Raw genomic sequence first — 17,406 nt, forward strand, 5'->3', positions numbered from 1 at the left:
CTTCAATAGATGGGAGAATCTGATTTCACCAGTCCATTTTTAGGATGAATGCCATGTTGGACCTGAACGATATCTCTGTCTTTGTCGAAGTCGTGCGCGCCGGCAGCTTTGCCGCTGCGGGCCGTCGCCTCGGCATGCCTTCCAACACCATCAGCCGGCGTTTGCAATTGCTGGAAGAGAGCCTCGGCGTACGGCTGCTGCAGCGCTCCACGCGGCAATTGAACATGACGGCGGCGGGGCGCGAGTTCTTCGAACGCTGTGCACCCGGCATCGAGGACATCCAGCACGCCGGCGCCAGCTTGTCGGAAGGCAATCGCGAACCCGGCGGCATCTTGCGTGTGGCGGCGCCGGCGGACTTTTTCGACAACTTCGCCATGGAATGGATGGCTGAATTCATGCAGCGCTATCCGCGCGTGCAACTCGAGTTCCTGCTCAGCGACGATCGCGTCGATCTCATTGCCGAAGGCATCGACCTGGCGTTTCGCGCCGGGCAGTTGCCCGATTCGAGTCTGGTGGCGCGCAAACTGGGCGCCAGCCATCGCGGCTTGCTGGCCAGTCCTTCGTATTTGACCCGGCGCGGCGCGCCGGAATCGCTGGAAGAGTTGGCCCGGCACGACTGCCTGGCCGCTTCCAATACTCCACAAGCGGCGCTGTGGAAGCTGGAGGGACCAAATGGCGCAGAGAGCATCCGCGTGGCGCCGCGCCTGTGCATCAACACCGCGCAGGGCTTGCTGCGGGCGGCGCGTGCCGGACTGGGCATTGCATTGTTGCCGGTGATGGTCGCGGCGGAAGACTTGCGGCGCGGTACGTTGGTGAGCATCTTGCCGCAGTATCAGCGCGACATCAGCGGCATGTATGCGGTGTATCCGAATCGGCGCCAGTTATCGCTGGCGGTCAGCGCGCTGATTGAATTTGTTGCTGAGAAAGTCAAGCACGGCGCATGCAATGCCGGTGGGGGGATGGAGTTTGCCGTGCCGGAAGCGCAAGCGGTCGCTTGACGCATCAGGCGAAGTTTGTTGCGGGGTTTGGTCAGCTGCGCTCGCGCAGGATGCGGGCGACGCTGTCGATGCTGCGGATGCCGCGCATGGTGCGGGCGAGGTGGACACGGTCTTCGACCTGGATGGTGAAGCGCAAGTGCTTCATCGCCGGATCGCCGTCGTCGTCCATGCTGACCGAGACGATATGCGCGTCGGCTTCGCCGATTTCGGCGGCGATGCGCGCCAGCGTGCCTTTCTGGTTATGCGCCAGGATGGTGATGCGGCATTCGAAGCGGCGGTTGAGTTCGCCGGCCCAGGTGACTTCGATCCAGCGATCCGGTTCTTTCTCGCGATGCCGCTTGGCGGTCTCGCAATCCTCGACGTGGACAATCAGCGCCTGGTCGTGTTTCAGATGGCCGATCAGTTTGTCGCCGGGGATCGGCAGGCAACAGGTTGCCAGCTGCACGGTCGAGCCTTCGTTGCCGGTGATGACCACCGGATCCGGTTTGCTCGGCAGCATGTGTCCTTCGACATCAAGCTGCGGCACGGCGCCGCCATTCTCGGTCATGCCCATGATATGACGGGCCACCAGCGGCGCCATGCGCGTGCCGATGCCGATGTCGGCGTACAGCTCGTCCATGGTCTTGGCGCTGGATTCGTTGAGCAGGCGCTCGATCAGCGTGGTTGGCAGGTCCGGGTCAAGTCCCAGCGTATTGAGCGCATTGGTCAGCAGGCGTTTGCCCAGCGCTTGCGATTCGGCCAGGTTGACCGTGCGCAGGCGATGGCGGATCGCCGAGCGCGCCTTGCCGGTGCGAACGTAGCCGAGCCAGTTCGGGCTTGGGCGCGACGATGGCGAGGTGATGATTTCGACGATGTCGCCGTTGTGCAGCTCGGTGCGCAGCGGCGCCGGTTCGTGGTTGATCACGACCGAGGTGGTCTGGTCGCCGATGTCGGTATGGATGTTGTAGGCGAAGTCGAGCGCCGTGGCGCCGCGCGGCAGGGCAATGATCTTCGACTTCGGCGTGAAGACGTAGACTGAATCCGGGAACAGGTCGACCTTGACGTGTTCGAGGAATTCGGCCGAGTCGCCGGTCTGCTTCTGGATGTCCAGCAGCGATTGCAGCCAGGCATGAGTGCGTTGCTGCAGGTCGGTCAGGCTGCCTTCGTCGTCCTTGTACAGCCAGTGCGCGGCGACGCCCGATTCGGCCACGCGGTGCATGTCCTGCGTACGGATCTGGAACTCCACCGGCGTGCCGTAGGGGCCGATCAGCGTGGTGTGCAGCGACTGGTAGCCGTTCAGCTTGGGAATCGCGATGTAGTCCTTGAACTTGCCCGGCATCGGCTTGAACAGCGAATGCAAGGTGCCCAGCGCGACGTAGCAATTGGCGAAGCTGTCGACCACCACGCGGAAGCCATAAACGTCCAGCACCTGTGAAAACGTCAGGTGCTTGTTGCGCATCTTGCGGTAGATGCCGTACAGCGTCTTTTCGCGGCCGTCGACCTGGGCCGGGATGCCGGCGGCGATCAGCGTGCTGGTGACGGACTCGAGGATCTTGGTGACCACTTCGCGGCGATTGCCGCGCGCGGCCTTGACCGCCTTCGACAATGTCTTGTGGCGCAGCGGGTAGAGATGCGAGAACGACAGTTCCTGCAGCTCGCGGTAAATATTGTTGAGGCCGAGACGATGCGCGATCGGCACGTAGACTTCCATCGTCTCGCGGGCGATGCGGCGCTTTTTCTCGGGGACCATCGCACCGAGCGTGCGCATGTTGTGCAGGCGATCGGCCAGCTTGATCAGGATCACGCGCACGTCGCGCGCCATCGCCAGCAGCATCTTGCGGAAGTTTTCCGCCTGCGCTTCGATCTGGCTCTGGAATTCGATCTTGTCGAGCTTGGACAAGCCATCAACCAGCGAGGCCACCGGCGCGCCGAAACGCTCGATCAGTTCGTCCTTGCGTACGCCCTGGTCTTCCATCACGTCATGCAGCAGTGCGGCCATCATGGCTTGCGCATCGAGCTTCCAGTCGGCGCAGATTTCGGCGACCGCAAGCGGATGCGAGATGTAAGGTTCGCCCGACTTGCGCATCTGGCCCAGGTGCGCCTCATCCGAGAAGCGATAGGCTTCCTTGACCTTCTTCAGTTCGGAAGGCGTGAGGTATTCCTCGAGCTTGTGCGTCAGGTGGGTAAACGTCGCCACGCCGCTGTGCAACGCGGGAGCAGGGGGTGTTGCGGAAGGATTTTGGGAATTCTGTTTTGACGCCGAGCGTCCGGAAGACGCTCGGGGAGTACCGGTGCTGCCAGTCATGCCAGTCGTACTAGTTGCTGATAACGGAGAACCGAGGGTTGAATCTGGGGGAGTCAGGCTCATACGTTGGCGTTATCGGCAGCATGGACGAGGATGAAACTCAGGCAGGCACTTTTTTCAGCATCTCGATGCCGACCTTGCCAGCTGCGATTTCGCGCAGGGCTGTGACGGTCGGCTTGTCCTTGGCATCCACTTTCGGGGTATGACCTTGCAGCAGCTGGCGTGCGCGATATGTTGCGGCCAGGGTCAGCTGGAAGCGATTAGGGATTTGCTTGAGGCAATCTTCGATGGTGATACGGGCCATAAAAACTCCTGATTTCGTGTTGCTTGGTGATTCTGAATGATTCTGGTGGTTCCGGTTCAATCGGCATCCGCATTGTCATCGGATCCGGTTCGAGCGGTGCGCCTTGGGAGCGATTTACTCGTCAACTCAGGTGATGGCATGAATGCCGAGCTGAGTGAACAGGAAGGTGTTGCGTGCAGCCTGTTGCGGGAAGCGGCAACGCGCTGCTTTCACAATTGCCGTCAATTCCGACAAAGCGACTGCAAACTCTTGATTAATAATAACATATTCGAACTCCGGCGAGTGAGCGATTTCGCCGCCGGCGGCGAGGATGCGGCGCGTAATGACGTGCGGTTCGTCCTGTCCGCGTTTTTTGAGGCGCTCTTCCAGCGCCGCGATCGAGGGCGGCAGGATGAAGATGCCGATGGCGTTGGAAAACTGTTTCTTGACCTGCTGTGCGCCTTGCCAGTCGATTTCCAGCAGCACGTCGGTGCCGTTGGAAATCTGATCGGCGATCATCAGCCGCGAGGTGCCATAGTAATTGCCGTGCACTTCCGCCCATTCCAGGAATTCGCCCTCGGCCTGGCGCTTGAGGAAATCGTCGGCGGTCGTGAAGTAGTATTCGCGGCCGTGCTCTTCACCCGGACGCGGCGGGCGCGTGGTGTAGGAAATCGACAGCTTGATCTCGGGCTCCTGCTTCAGCAGGGCGTTGACCAGCGTGGATTTGCCGGCGCCGGACGGCGCCACGACCATGAACAGGCTGCCGGAGGTTGGATTCTTGTTTGGCATGGGATGCTCTCTCGTGTCTGAATGTCGGGATCGGTTGTTCGATTATTCGAGGTTCTGGACCTGTTCGCGCATCTGGTCGATCAGCAATTTCAATTCCATCGACGCGTCGGCGAGTTCTTTCATGGCGGCTTTCGAGCCGACCGTATTTGCTTCGCGGTTGAGTTCCTGCATCATGAAATCGAGGCGCTTGCCGACCTGGCCGCCTTTTTTCAGGATATGGCGGGTCTCGGCCAGATGCGCCGACAGGCGCGCCAGTTCTTCGGCGATGTCGATGCGGATGCCGTACAGCGTGACTTCCTGGCGGATGCGCTCCAGCACTTCTTCGCGCGGCAGCGACGCGACTGCGCCGTCCTTGCTCGTCAGTCCCAGCGCTTCCTGCATGCGTTCGGTGGCCTTTTGCTGGAACTGCGTCACCAGTTGCGGCACCAGCGGCGTGATGCGCGCGACGATCGCTTCCATCGCGTCGATGCGGGTTTCCAGCACCGCCTGCAGCGCTGCGCCTTCGCGTGCGCGGCTATCCAGGAACGCGGTCAGGGTTTGCTGCAGCGTCGCCAGCACGTCGGCTTGCAGCGTGTCCTGGCCGATTTCTGCTTCTTCAATCACGCCTGGCCAGCGCAACAGTTCCGCCACGCTCAGCGGCGGCGCGTCGATGAATTGCGCGCGCACCTGGCTTTGCAATTCCGAGATTGTCGCCAGCAGCGTCTGGTTGAGGGCCTGGCTGGCGCCTTCGGCGGTCTTGCGGCCGAAACTCAGGCGGCATTCGACCTTGCCGCGCACCAGCTTGCTGATGATGGCTTCGCGCATGGCGGGCTCGACCGCGCGCAAGTCGTCGTTGACGCGGAACTGCAGGTCGAGGAAGCGCGAATTGACGCTCTTGAGTTCAACGGTGATGGCGCCGGCGGCGGTGTCGCGCTTGGTGACGGCGTAGCCGGTCATGCTGTAAATGGTCAATCGATTCTCCGGATGTGGCGGACCGCGCAGCTCGCGGCCGGCGGAATGGTGTGGCGGGAAGGCCGGCAAGGCCATGCTTCCTTTACAAACCGGCAATTTATCAAGACAATGCCGGTAAAAATTCAAGCTCACCAACTTCAATAAGCTCATTGAGCTCAATGAGGCGTGATTGTATTTGGGTTTGGATAGCGCATTGTAAAAAGTTTGCTTGCCGCGCGCCATCAAAACCTCTTCTCCGGTTCTGCCCGGCCTACATGGCCCAAAGGCGTCCGTCACCGATTCCATAGGAAAAACCATGACCGCATTCCAACGTCCCAGCGGACGCGCCACCGCCGATTTGCGCACCGTTCGCCTGACCCGCCACTACACCAAGCATGCCGAAGGCTCCGTGCTGGTCGAGTTCGGCGACACCCGCGTGCTGTGCACCGCCAGCATCGAAGAAAAAGTGCCGGGCTTCCTCAAGGGCAAAGGGCAAGGCTGGATGACCGCTGAATACGGCATGCTGCCGCGCTCGACGCATACCCGTATGGACCGCGAAGCCGCCAAGGGCAAGCAGTCTGGCCGCACGCAAGAAATCCAGCGCCTGATCGGCCGCGCCTTGCGCGCCGCGTTTGACCTGGAAGCCTTCGGCGAGCGCACCCTGCATCTCGACTGCGACGTCCTGCAAGCCGATGGCGGCACGCGTACAGCCGCCATTACCGGCGCCATGGTCGCCGCTTACGACGCGTTCTCGGTGCTGCTGGGCCGCGGCTTGATCACGGCCATTCCGGTCAAGCATTTCGTGGCGGCGATTTCGGTCGGCGTCTATCGCGGCGTGCCGGTGCTGGACCTGGATTACGTGGAAGATTCCGACTGCGACACCGATATGAACGTCGTCATGACCGATGCCGGCCATTTCGTCGAAGTGCAGGGCACCGCTGAAGGCGCCGCCTTCGACCGCAACACGCTCAACAGCCTGCTCGACATCGCCGACAGGGGCATCAAGGAACTGCTTGCCTTGCAGAAAGAAACACTCGGTCTGGCTCGATAAACTAAACGACGAGAGATCTTCGCGCCAAAAGGACGCCGGGCCGGCAGCCGCGCCCGAATCCTTTTACAATCCCTACAATCCCGCTATGCCATGTCCGTGCACTACGGACATGGCGTTTTTACTTGATCGACTGTTATCCGTTATTCATCCGTCATGACCCAAAAAATCGTCCTCGCCTCCAACAACCCCGGAAAACTCCGCGAATTCGGCGCCTTGCTCGGCGAAATCGGCCTGGACGTGCGTCCGCAAGGCGAGTTCGATGTGCCGGAAGCCGAAGAGCCCTTCGCCACCTTCGTCGAAAACGCCCTGGCCAAGGCACGCCACGCCTCACGCCTGACCGGCCTGCCTGCGCTGGCCGACGATTCCGGCGTCTGCGTCAACGCTCTGGGCGGTGCGCCCGGCGTATGGTCGGCGCGCTACGCCGGCGAGCCGAAATCGGACGCCGCCAACAACGCCAAACTGATCGCCGACCTGGCCGGGCACGACGACAAATCGGCCTATTACTACTGCGTGCTGGTCTATGTCCGCCACGCCGACGATCCGCAACCGGTCATCGCCGACGGTTCGTGGCATGGTGAAATCGTCGAAGAAGCGCGCGGCGCGGGCGGCTTCGGCTATGACCCGTATTTCTGGCTGCCGGCCCTGAACCGCACGGCGGCTGAGTTGAGCGCTGCTGAAAAGAATGCCCACTCGCACCGCGGCCAGGCCCTGCGCGCGCTGGTCGAGAAGCTGCGATGATCATTCCGATCAAGCCTGTCGGCGTGAGCCTGTCGTCGCTGCCGTCGCAGTCGGGCCAGTCCGGGCAGCAGGACGGTCCGGCGCAGGCCGCGCTGGCGTTCCTCAAACCGGGCAGCCTGCAACTGTCGGCCTTGCCGCCGCTGTCGCTGTACGTGCATTTCCCGTGGTGCGTGAAGAAGTGTCCCTACTGCGATTTCAATTCGCATGAAGTGAAGGGCAGCTTCCCTGAAGACATCTATCTGGACGCCTTGCGCGCCGATCTGGAGTCGGCGCTGCCGCTGATCTGGGGCCGCAAGATCTACTCCGTCTTCATCGGCGGCGGCACGCCCAGCCTGTTGTCGGCGGCCGGGCTCGACCGCCTGCTGTCCGATATCCGCACCTTGCTGCCGCTGGACATCGACATCGAAATCACGATGGAAGCCAATCCCGGCACTTTCGAAGCCGAGAAATTCAAGTCCTATCGCGCCAGCGGCATCAACCGTCTGTCGATTGGCATCCAGAGCTTCAACTCGGCGCATCTGGCCGCGCTCGGCCGCATCCATGACGGCGACCAGGCGCGCAAGGCGGTCGAGATCGCACATGCGAATTTCGACAACTTCAACCTCGACCTGATGTACGCCTTGCCGTCGCAAAGCGTGGACGAAGCACGCCGCGACATCCAGACCGCAATCGACTGCGCGCCGCCGCACCTGTCGCTGTACCACCTCACGCTGGAGCCGAACACGCTGTTCGCCAAATACCCGCCGCAGGTGCCGGACGACGATACCAGCGCCGACATGCAGGACATGATCACCGAACTGACCGGCGCCGCCGGCTACCAGCACTACGAAGTGTCGGCCTACGCCAAACCGAAGCGCCAGGCGCGCCACAATCTCAATTACTGGCAGTTTGGCGACTACCTGGGCATCGGCGCCGGGGCCCATTCGAAGCTGTCGTTCCCGCACCGCATCGTGCGCCAGGCGCGTCACAAGCATCCGCAGACCTACATGGAAAAGATGCGCACCGGCAACGCCATCCAGGAAGAAGGCGAGATCGGCCGCGACGCGCTGGGCTTCGAATTCATGCTCAATGCGTTGCGCCTGGAAGACGGTTTTCCGGTCAATTTGTTTAACGAGCGCACCGGCATGAGCATCAACGCCATCGACGCCGCGCTCAATGACGCCGAGAAAAAAGGCCTGCTGTATCGCGACCACGCGATCATCCGGCCAACCGAGCTGGGACGCCGCTTCCTGAACGATCTCCAGGAAATGTTCCTGTTTGAATGAACATTTAGGCAAGTGCAGTTTTCTCAGGTATATTTAGTAAATATTTGGATTTAGATAAGAATTCTTTTCGGAAACTTGCTTATTTATTTTTCATAACCAATTAAAAATATTGCGGTAGCTCACCGCAATTCCACACAAAATGGCTGTCCAGGATAAAAGCATTCCTTTTCCTTTAGTTTTTTTACAGCCCGTTGCAGACGTCCATTACTTATGGACGGCGCTGTCGTTGCATGTGTCGCCGTTCGATGAGAACGGTTGCGACCTGTTTTCCCGGCTTTTCAACGAGTTCGGTCTGGGCGAAGCGCTCGGACGGCTTTCCTGCATCCTCACGGTCCCGAATCCCGACAAGTTCGCAGGTGAATTCGGCGCGCCGCCCAAGGACACCCAACTGATCTTGCGCGTACCGGTCGAATATTGCGCCGATCCGGCGCGACAACCGTTGCTGGAGCGCCTCACGAAAATGGGCTACGGCCTGATCGCCGATGGTATTCCGCCGCGTACTGCCTTGTTCCCGGATTTCATCGAATCGCTGTCGCTCGATTGCAGTGCCGGCATTCCGGCCGATGCAAGCCCGTGGTTGACGCGCATGCGCGGCCCGCACCTGGCTGAAAACGTCCCCGACCCGGTCAGTTTCGACGCTTGCCGCGCCGAAGGCTTCCGCTGGTTCAGCGGTGAATACCCGCTATTGCCGTCGTCGAACGTCGCGCAGAAGGATGCGATTTCACGCGGCCGCCTGGTCAAGTTGCTGGAACTGGTCTCGCACGACGCCGATGTGCATGCGCTGGAAGGCCTGCTCAAGCAGGATCCCGCCTTGTCCTACCAATTGTTCAAACTGGTCAGCTCGGCGGCATTCGGCTTCTCGGCGCACATCACCAATTTCACCCAGGCCATCAACCTGCTGGGCCGCCGCCAACTGCAACGCTGGTTGCAACTGCTGCTGTATGCGCGCTTCCCCGGCGACGAGTCGGCCAATCCGCTGCTGCCGCGCGCTGCTGCGCGCGCCGCCATGATGGAAGCGATGTGCCACCAGATCGACGGCGACCGCGACGAGCAGGACCGTGCCTTCATCGTCGGCATGTTTTCGCTGCTGGACGTATTGCTGACCATGCCGCTGCGACTCATCATCGAGCCGCTCAAGCTGCCGCAGGACATCCTCGACGCGCTGATGCAGCGCCGTGGCCGCCTCGGTCGTTTGCTGGACGTGGTGGAACGCGCCGAATACGGCCGCATCCCCTTGCGTCACACTGATCTGGCCGCGGCCGGCGTCACTCCCGAAGGTTATTGCCGCGCGCTGATCCAGGCTTATCGCTGGGCTTCCAAAGTCAGTCACGAGGCCTGACCCGATGATCGCCACCCTCAGCAGCAACGATCTGGCCTGCTGCTCGGCACTGCTTGACGCAGTGCTTGGCCTCGAAGGCATCGCGCTGCATGAGGCCTTGAGCAATATCGTATCGAGTTTCCTCGGTCGCTCGGGCGGCCGTTATTTTTCCGACGTCCCCAACGCACTCGACACGCAGCAACTGTTGCAGCCGGTGGTGCACGAGGGCGTGAGCTACGGTCACTACGTCTTTCCCGATCCGGCCGAAAATTACACTGAAGCCGAGGCCGGACGCCTGGCCTCATTCGCCGCATTGACCGGCCGCCTGTTGCAAAACCGCGCCGACACCGAAAAGCGCAGCCGTGTGCTCGACCAGATCGAATCCAAGCTCGAGCAGCAGGCGCAAATCCTCAACCAGATGCACGAATCGGTGATCACGATGGACCAGGCCGGTTTCATCACCAGCTGGAACCGCGGCGCCGAACAGTTATTCGGCTACACCGCGATCGAAGCGATCGGCCGCAACGTGCTGTTCCTGTACGAGAACGAAGACGAGGACGACGCTTCGCTCAACGACGTGTTCCTGGCGCAGGGCGGGCGCGAGATGGAAGTGCGCCGCCGCAAGAAGTCGGGCGAGGCGTTCTGGGCCAGCCTGTCGCTGTCGGTCATGCGCGACCAGCACGGCCAGCCGATCGGCATGATCGGCTACATCAACGACATCACCGAACGCAAGAACGCCGAAAAGCTGATTCATCATCTGGCCTATTACGACTCGCTGACCGGTTTGCCGAACCGCACACTGCTCACGCGCACGGTCGACCAGGCGCTGCTGGCCGCGCAGCAGGACAATATCTACGGCTGCATCATGTTCATCGACCTGAATCGCTTCAAGCCGATCAACGACACGCTCGGCCATGTCGCCGGCGACATGCTGCTGGTCGAAGTCGCGATCCGCTTGCGCAAAGCATTGCGCGACGAAGACGTGGTGGCGCGCCTGGGCGCCGATGAGTTCGCCATCGCGCTGTTCGACATCGACAAGGATTACCACGCCGGCTTCGTTGCGCAAAAACTGATCGCGCTGTTCGACGAGCCGTTCTTCATCGACGGGCATGAGCTGCGCGTCGGCGCCAGCATCGGCATCAGCATGTATCCGCAAGACGCCACCGACACCGAAACCCTGCTGCGCCTGGCCGACATCGCCATGTACCGCGCCAAGCAGGGCGGAGAAAATAACGAAGGCGGCTACGCGTACTACAGCGAAGAAATGAACCGCAACACGCTGGACTTGCTGCGCATCGAAACCGGTTTGCTGCACGCCTTCGAGTACAACGAACTGCTGCTGTACTACCAGCCCAAGATCGACTTCGCGCAAGGCCACATCACCGGCGCCGAAGCGCTGGTGCGCTGGCAGCATCCGGAGCGCGGCCTGCTGGCGCCGGGTGATTTCATCCCGATTGCGGAAGAGACCGGCCTCATCGTCCAGCTCAGCGACTGGGTGCTGGAAGCCGCGTGCGCGCAGGCGCGCCAGTGGAAGGAAGCTGGCCTGGAGCCGATCCGCATCGCCATCAACGTGACGGCCCGCGAATTCACCCGATCGCTGCCGGACCGCGTCAGGGCGGCGCTAAGCCGGCATCAATTGACCGGCGAATGGCTGGAACTGGAAATCACCGAAAGCATGCTGATGCACAGCACCGATCGCGTGATTTCGATCATGGAAAAAATCTGCCTGCTCGGCGTGACGATTTCGCTCGACGATTTCGGCACCGGCTATTCCAGCCTGTCCTACCTCAAGCGCTTCCCGATCAATACGCTCAAGATCGATCGCTCGTTCACCACCGGCATTCCCGACGACACCAACGATTGCGCCATCGCCAGCGCCATCATCGGCATCGCCAAGCAACTGCGCCACAAGGTCATCGCCGAAGGGGTGGAAAACATGGAGCAGTTCAATTTCCTCAAGGAAGCCGGTTGCAACGAATTGCAAGGCTACCTGTTCTCGCGTCCGGTCCCGGCCGCGGATTTCCATCTCATGCTGACAGAAGGCCGCAAGTTCTCCGCCGCCTTGTAACGCAGCACGTAACCCGCAGTAAAACTCTTCAGTCTCAATCTTTCAGGTAGTGCGGAAAGCGCTCGCGGATATCGTCCAGGTGCGACAAGGTATTGGACAGATGCGTGCGCAAGGCGTCCTGCGCGGCAATCGGATCGCCCGCCGCGATGGCATCGACGATCGCGATATGGTCGCGCAGCACCGCGCGCGCCTTGCCGGGAATCGGCACGTGCAGCGCACGCAGCCGGTCCAGGTGGCCGCTGTGACGACGCACCATGGCCCACAGGTCGGGGATGTTTGCGGCTTCGTACATCTGGCGGTGGAAGGCCTGGTCGGCTTCGACGAACTCGCTGTAATCCTCGCTGTCGGCCAATATTTTTTGCTTGGCAATGCTGGCTTGCAGACGCACGATCAATGCCGGATTCGGGGCGGCCGCCAGCGTGTGGACGATTTCCAGTTCAATCGAACGGCGCAGGAAATGCGCCTGCCGCGCCATTGCAATATCCACCGCGCGCACGACAGTCGCATGCTGCGGAAAAATATCCACCAGGCCTTCTTCACCCAGCTTCATCAGCGCGTCGCGGATCGGCGTCTGGCTCAGGCCGAACTGCAAGGCCAGCTCGGCGCGCGAAAGGACGGTGCCGGGCGTGAGCTGCATCGTGATGATGGCTTCACGCAGCCGTTCGAATACCTGCGGCGCGGCATGGCGCGAGCGGTCGAGCTGATGTTGCGGCAGGGGCGAGGGGCTGTTCATGGCAATCGGAATCCGGGGACGTCAAAAAACATAAATCGAAAGAAAGGGCAGCGGCGTGCGCGTCGATCAACGCAGCGGATATCTCAATCTTTGACGACAAGTGCTTAAAAGATAAGGCAAGTTAGCTGTGAAATCCGCTTTGTTATAAGCATGATAAAGCAATTGAATCGCATTGACACACTAATATATTAGTGTTTTAATGTTTTAAACTGGAAAGATAACTCACTCTTTCTTCGATAAAAAAACGCAGGAGACAAGCAGTGACTACAGCGCAGGCAGCAGGGCGGGCATTGTCGCCGCTCGACAGGGCGGTATCGAAGATCAAGCAGCGCGTCTTGCCGCTGTTCGTGATCATGTTCATCGTCAATTACATCGATCGCGTCAACATCGGCTTCGTGCGCACGCACCTGGCCGCCGACATCGGCATCGGCACGGCAGCGTATGGATTGGGCGCGGGCTTGTTCTTCGTCGGTTACGCGATCTTTGAAGTGCCGTCCAACATGCTGTTGCAAAAGTACGGCGCCAAAGCCTGGCTCACGCGCATCATGCTGACCTGGGGCATCGCCGCCACTGCGATGGCGTTCGTGCAAGGCGAGACGTCGTTCTACGTGCTGCGCTTCCTGCTTGGCGTGGCGGAGGCGGGCTTCTTTCCCGGCGTGATCTATTACTTCACGCAATGGCTGCCCAACGGCGAGCGCGGCAAGGCGATGGCGATCTTCCTGAGCGGCTCCGCACTGGCGTCAATCCTGTCGGGGCCGATTTCCGGCGCGCTGCTGCAGATCGAAGGCGGCGGCTTGCACGGCTGGCAATGGATGTTCATCATCGAAGGCCTCGCCTCAGTGGTGCTGTGCGGCTTCGTCTGGTTCTGGCTCGACTCGCGGCCGGCTGATGCGAAGTGGCTGACACAGAGCGAACGCGATCTCATCGGCAACACCATCGCCGCCGAACAGGCCGAGCGTGAAAAGATCAAGCCGGCCCATATCTCGACCTGGGCGCTGCTGCGCGACAGCCAGATCGTCATCTTCTGCTTCATCTATTTTTCGATCTCGCTGACGATCTACGGCGCCACATTCTGGCTGCCTAGCATCATTCGCAAGATGGGTGCATATTCCGACTTCCAGGTCGGCCTGTTCAATTCGATCCCATGGATCATCTCCATCATCGCCATGTACCTGTTCGCCAGCCTGGCGGCGCGCTTCAAGTTCCAGCAGGCCTGGGCTGCGGCGGCGCTGATCATCGCCGCCATCGGCATGTACGTGTCGACCTTCGGCGGACCGGTATTCGCGTTCGTCTCGATCTGTTTCGCTGCGGTGGGATTCAAGGCGGCGTCTTCGCTGTTCTGGCCGATCCCGCAGTCGTATCTCGATGCGCGCATCGCAGCAGCAGTGATCGCGCTGATCAACTCGCTCGGCAACCTCGGCGGTTTCGTCGCACCGACCACTTTCGGCTTCCTTGAACAAAGGACCGGTTCGATCCAGGGCGGCCTGTATGCCCTGGCGGCGACCTCCGTGGTGGCGGCGGTCGTGGTGTTCTTCGCCCGCACCTCGGCGCACCCGGCAGCGATTGCAGGCAAAAACTAATTCATTATTCATACCGGAAAAAGACATGAAGATCACCCGCGTCGCCGTCACACCGATCGCATTCAAGGATGCGCCCCTGCTCAACGCCAGCGGCATCCATGAGCCATATGCCTTGCGTTCCATCATCGAGGTGGAAACCGACAACGGCCACTTCGGCCTCGGTGAAAGCTACGGCGACGCCGCCGCGCTGGCCGTGCTGGACAAGGTAAAAACGCAACTGATCGGCCTCGATCCGTTCAACCTCAACCGCCTGCGCGCGATCGTCAAGGCCACAGTGGCGGGCATGTCGCCGGCCAATAATGCAGGTGCCGAATTGGCCCCGGGTTCGCACGCCAGCAAAGCCGTCAGCAATACATATTCGGCGTTCGAAGTCGCCTTGCTCGACGTGCAGGCGCGCTATCTGAACGTGCCGCTGGTGGACTTGCTGGGCGGCGCCGTTCGCACCGACATTCCATTCAGCGCCTATCTGTTTTTCAAGTATGCGGAGCACATCGACAGCCCGTACAAGCCAGACGCCTGGGGCGAGGCGCTGAGCGAAGAACAGATCGTCGCCCAGGCGCGCCGCATGATAGCCGAGAACGGTTTCCAGAGCATCAAGCTCAAGGCCGGCGCCCTGGAGCCGGAGCATGAAGTCGCCTGCATCAAGGCCCTGAAAAAAGCCTTCCCCGACACGCCGCTGCGCATCGACCCGAACGCCAATTGGTCGCTCGACACCGCCGTGCGCATGGCCGAATTGCTGGGCGACGACCTGCAATATTACGAAGACCCCACGCCGGGGCTGGAGGGCATGGCGGAGCTGCATCGCCGCACCGGATTGCCGCTGGCGACCAACATGGTGGTGACCGATTTCGATGAGTTCCGCCGCAGCGTCGCCTTGAACAGCGTGCAGATCGTGCTGGCTGATCATCACTACTGGGGCGGCTTGCGCGACACGCAGATGCTGGCGCTGATGTGCGATACCTTCGGCCTTGGTGTCTCGATGCACTCCAATTCACATCTGGGCATCAGCCTGATGGCGATGTCGCATGTGGCGGCGGCGGTACCCAACTTGTCCTATGCCTGCGACACCCATTACCCGTGGCAGGAAGCCGACGAAGAAGTCATCAAGGGCGGCAAGCTGCCCATCCGCAACGGTTGCGTCAGCATCACGCGGGCGCCCGGCCTGGGTGTGGAGCTCGATCGCGATCAATTGGCCAAGCTGCACGACCTCTACTTGAGCTGCGGCATCCGCTCGCGCGACGACGTGCGCCAGATGCGCAAGTACAAGCCGGACTGGAAAACGGTGAAGCCGCGTTTTTGAGGTCGCTTGCGCTTACTTGAGGGGGGATTGGATATTCGGTGGCGGAGGTCGATTGGCGGAAGGAAGGATGTCGAACGTGACCGGGACAGTCAGGGTCATCATGTAGCTTGCGGCATCGAGCGCATCTATCCATCCAGGCGTGGCAGGCTTGAAGTAAAGCGATGCAGGGGCTGCAGCTTTTTTTACCGGAGCCGTATCGGCGGCAAGGTCTTTGAGAGAAAGATTGCCTATCCATTTGTCCGACCCGCGCATCATGTCCGCCGGCACGGCATGGACATACGGAGGAGCGGCAAGAGCGTGATCCCTTGCTTGAATAGCGGATGGGATATCGGCTTGAACAAGTCTCTGAACGACCGTGGACGCTTGCGCCGGGATCTGTCCTGCCAACGTGAGGCAGGCGGCCGCCAGCATCGGTGTGGCGAGGATTGCAGGTTTGATGAATTTGAATGCAGAAATCATGTGCGGTTTCCTTGAAGGTGGGCCGGACATGAGACGCGTCAATGAAAAGCCGAGTTCGCCAATCGCGGACCTTCATGAAAATAATGGTGCGAGTTGAAATTGTTGTGCGACAAATCTCGCATAATTTCTATTTTTTCTTGGGGCGCGCTCGTCCCCATGCCTCCAGGAATGCCAGCGTCACGCTTGCCTCGTTGGTCTCCGCCAAGCCGCTGCCGAAGAACGCGCCGACATCCTTGAAGTCGTTGCCGCCCGCCAGATCAGAGACGCTGCGAAAGGCGATGAACGGCACGCCGTTGGCATACGCAACCTGTGCGAAGGCAGCCGTTTCCATATCCACCAGCTGCGCTTGCAGCGTATCGTACAGATAGCTGCGGTAGCCGGCGTTGGCCAAAAAGGCCGAACCGGAAATGCCGCGTCCACCGACTATCAACGCCGGTTGAGCGGCAACGCACAGCGCCGGGTTTTTAGGGCCGCATGTCGCCAGCATGGGTTTCAGGTCGCGCGCTACCGCAAGCATCTGCGCATCGGCTTGGAACTCGAAGCGGAACTCACCCTGCGGTGCGTTGGCGGCATTCATCACGAAACTGTCGCGCATGAACAGACCGCTGCTGACCTTGCCGCCAGGCGCATCGAACTGGAAGTCGGAACGCGCCTTGCCATTTTCCGTCGCCAGCTTCAATCCCAGACAACTGACATCGCCGGCTTCGCCGCAAGCGGCCGGCAGGCTGCCGTCGCCATTCCAATAGACTTCCATCGGCATCGCCCAGCTTTCCGGCACAACCACGTCGCCGACATGATTGGCCGGATTGACGCCGCCGGCGATGCCGCTCATCAGCAGGCGTTCAATGTGGAAATGATCCAGCATCAGTTGCGTGACCATCGTGGCGTTGACCATGCTCACGCCGCTGAGTACGATCACGACCGGATTACCGCGCAATACGCCGGTCGTGAAGCGATTGCCGTTGATGCGCCAGTCGTGTTTTCTTTGGGTCTGCTCAAGCAGGATGTCGGCCTCGGCGCCGAATGCGGAGACGATGCCGATGCGCGGTTTGCACTCGCTCAGGCAGCGTTTCTGTTCGGCGTGAGCGGTGGTTGAGATGAATAAGGCGACAAGCGCCAGCAGCGCGCAGGAAAGCTTGTTCAACAGGGAGGAGAGGGGAGCGGGCAAGGATATTCCTTTGGTGGAAGACGACGTCTTCGAGAAATGCAGGCAGACCAGAGGATGCCGAAGAATCCGGAAATTAGCCACAGTTGTCGGAACGTCAATGCCGGCGGCGCTTTCAGCGGTAATTGAAGGTGAAAAAATTGCCCGTCGGATATATTGAGTATATGATTGCCGCAAAGAAATAACATCATCCCCCTCGGAGACACCCATGCAGCAGTTCCTGCTTTTGACCCTGTGCGCCCTCGCCATCACCGGCTGCAGCCGTTCGCCCGCCGAGCAGCTGGCTTATCGCCATGCCGAAGAGCAGTACCAGATCAACATGGAACGTTCCGCACGCTATCGTCAATCGCTGGAGCAGGCCGACGGCGAAAGCCCGGCGCCGATCATCATCACTTCGCGGCCGGCGGACTGAGCGACCGTATTTTCCTCATCAGGATCGACGCCG

Annotated in this window: 16 protein-coding genes; 9 read left to right on the top strand and 7 right to left on the bottom strand. The window is 60.7% G+C overall.

What is annotated here, in order from left to right:
• Positions 1-53: 53 nt before the first annotated feature.
• Positions 54-998, top strand: a complete 945-nt coding sequence (locus tag DXT88_RS10515) for a LysR family transcriptional regulator (protein ID WP_265213236.1) — start codon at positions 54-56, stop codon at positions 996-998.
• 31 nt (positions 999-1,029) lie between these two features.
• On the opposite strand, the gene DXT88_RS10520 is transcribed toward DXT88_RS10515, so the two are convergent.
• From DXT88_RS10520 to DXT88_RS10535, 4 genes are all read right to left on the bottom strand, one after another.
• Positions 1,030-3,345, bottom strand: coding sequence for a RelA/SpoT family protein (locus tag DXT88_RS10520; protein WP_029363641.1), 2,316 nt, complete (start codon positions 3,343-3,345; stop codon positions 1,030-1,032).
• Between the two features lie 37 nt (positions 3,346-3,382).
• Positions 3,383-3,586: a DNA-directed RNA polymerase subunit omega gene (gene rpoZ, locus DXT88_RS10525; protein WP_007881846.1), complete on the bottom strand. Its 204-nt coding sequence runs from the start codon at positions 3,584-3,586 to the stop codon at positions 3,383-3,385.
• A gap of 126 nt (positions 3,587-3,712) precedes the next feature.
• Entirely contained in the window at positions 3,713-4,354 is a 642-nt protein-coding gene (gmk, locus tag DXT88_RS10530; protein ID WP_265213242.1) for a guanylate kinase, read from the bottom strand.
• 42 nt (positions 4,355-4,396) lie between these two features.
• Positions 4,397-5,305, bottom strand: coding sequence for a YicC/YloC family endoribonuclease (locus DXT88_RS10535; protein ID WP_265213244.1), 909 nt, complete (start codon positions 5,303-5,305; stop codon positions 4,397-4,399).
• 295 nt (positions 5,306-5,600) lie between these two features.
• Between DXT88_RS10535 and rph the strand changes: the two genes are divergently transcribed.
• The 5 genes from rph to DXT88_RS10560 all read left to right on the top strand — a co-directional run bounded on the left by rph (position 5,601) and on the right by DXT88_RS10560 (position 11,724).
• Positions 5,601-6,335, top strand: coding sequence for a ribonuclease PH (gene rph / locus DXT88_RS10540; RefSeq protein ID WP_265213246.1), 735 nt, complete (start codon positions 5,601-5,603; stop codon positions 6,333-6,335).
• Between the two features lie 153 nt (positions 6,336-6,488).
• Positions 6,489-7,073: an RdgB/HAM1 family non-canonical purine NTP pyrophosphatase gene (gene rdgB, locus DXT88_RS10545; protein ID WP_016835107.1), complete on the top strand. Its 585-nt coding sequence runs from the start codon at positions 6,489-6,491 to the stop codon at positions 7,071-7,073.
• Positions 7,070-8,338 (top strand): radical SAM family heme chaperone HemW, encoded by a 1,269-nt coding sequence (gene hemW, locus DXT88_RS10550; RefSeq protein ID WP_265213248.1) that lies wholly within the window; start codon positions 7,070-7,072, stop codon positions 8,336-8,338. The genes rdgB and hemW overlap by 4 nt, the downstream gene beginning before the upstream one ends.
• A gap of 139 nt (positions 8,339-8,477) precedes the next feature.
• The gene (locus DXT88_RS10555) at positions 8,478-9,677 is read left to right on the top strand and encodes an HDOD domain-containing protein (protein ID WP_029363643.1); all 1,200 of its coding nucleotides are present in this window, start codon (positions 8,478-8,480) and stop codon (positions 9,675-9,677) included.
• A gap of 4 nt (positions 9,678-9,681) precedes the next feature.
• Positions 9,682-11,724, top strand: coding sequence for a putative bifunctional diguanylate cyclase/phosphodiesterase (locus DXT88_RS10560; protein ID WP_265213252.1), 2,043 nt, complete (start codon positions 9,682-9,684; stop codon positions 11,722-11,724).
• 34 nt (positions 11,725-11,758) lie between these two features.
• On the opposite strand, the gene DXT88_RS10565 is transcribed toward DXT88_RS10560, so the two are convergent.
• On the bottom strand, positions 11,759-12,457 hold the full coding sequence (locus tag DXT88_RS10565) for a GntR family transcriptional regulator (protein ID WP_265213254.1): 699 nt from the start codon (positions 12,455-12,457) through the stop codon (positions 11,759-11,761).
• A 260-nt stretch (positions 12,458-12,717) separates the two neighbouring features.
• Here DXT88_RS10565 and DXT88_RS10570 point away from each other — a divergent pair, with 260 nt between their 5' ends.
• Together DXT88_RS10570 and DXT88_RS10575 are read left to right on the top strand one after the other, a co-directional pair.
• A complete protein-coding gene (locus DXT88_RS10570; RefSeq protein WP_265213256.1) occupies positions 12,718-14,037 on the top strand; it encodes an MFS transporter in 1,320 nt (439 codons plus the stop codon).
• A 25-nt stretch (positions 14,038-14,062) separates the two neighbouring features.
• Complete coding sequence (locus DXT88_RS10575; protein WP_265213257.1) at positions 14,063-15,337, top strand: glucarate dehydratase family protein; 1,275 nt, start codon at positions 14,063-14,065, stop codon at positions 15,335-15,337.
• A gap of 12 nt (positions 15,338-15,349) precedes the next feature.
• On the opposite strand, the gene DXT88_RS10580 is transcribed toward DXT88_RS10575, so the two are convergent.
• Positions 15,350-15,796 (bottom strand): hypothetical protein, encoded by a 447-nt coding sequence (locus tag DXT88_RS10580; RefSeq protein ID WP_265213259.1) that lies wholly within the window; start codon positions 15,794-15,796, stop codon positions 15,350-15,352.
• Positions 15,797-15,923: 127 nt separating this feature from the next.
• A complete protein-coding gene (locus tag DXT88_RS10585; RefSeq protein ID WP_265213261.1) occupies positions 15,924-16,964 on the bottom strand; it encodes a 5'-methylthioadenosine/S-adenosylhomocysteine nucleosidase in 1,041 nt (346 codons plus the stop codon).
• Positions 16,965-17,169: 205 nt separating this feature from the next.
• Here DXT88_RS10585 and DXT88_RS10590 point away from each other — a divergent pair, with 205 nt between their 5' ends.
• A complete protein-coding gene (locus tag DXT88_RS10590; protein ID WP_265213263.1) occupies positions 17,170-17,373 on the top strand; it encodes a hypothetical protein in 204 nt (67 codons plus the stop codon).
• The last annotated feature ends 33 nt before the right edge of the window (positions 17,374-17,406 follow it).

The sequence above is a fragment of the Herbaspirillum lusitanum genome, from assembly GCF_026127345.1.
GTDB classification, from domain to species: domain Bacteria; phylum Pseudomonadota; class Gammaproteobacteria; order Burkholderiales; family Burkholderiaceae_D; genus Herbaspirillum; species Herbaspirillum lusitanum.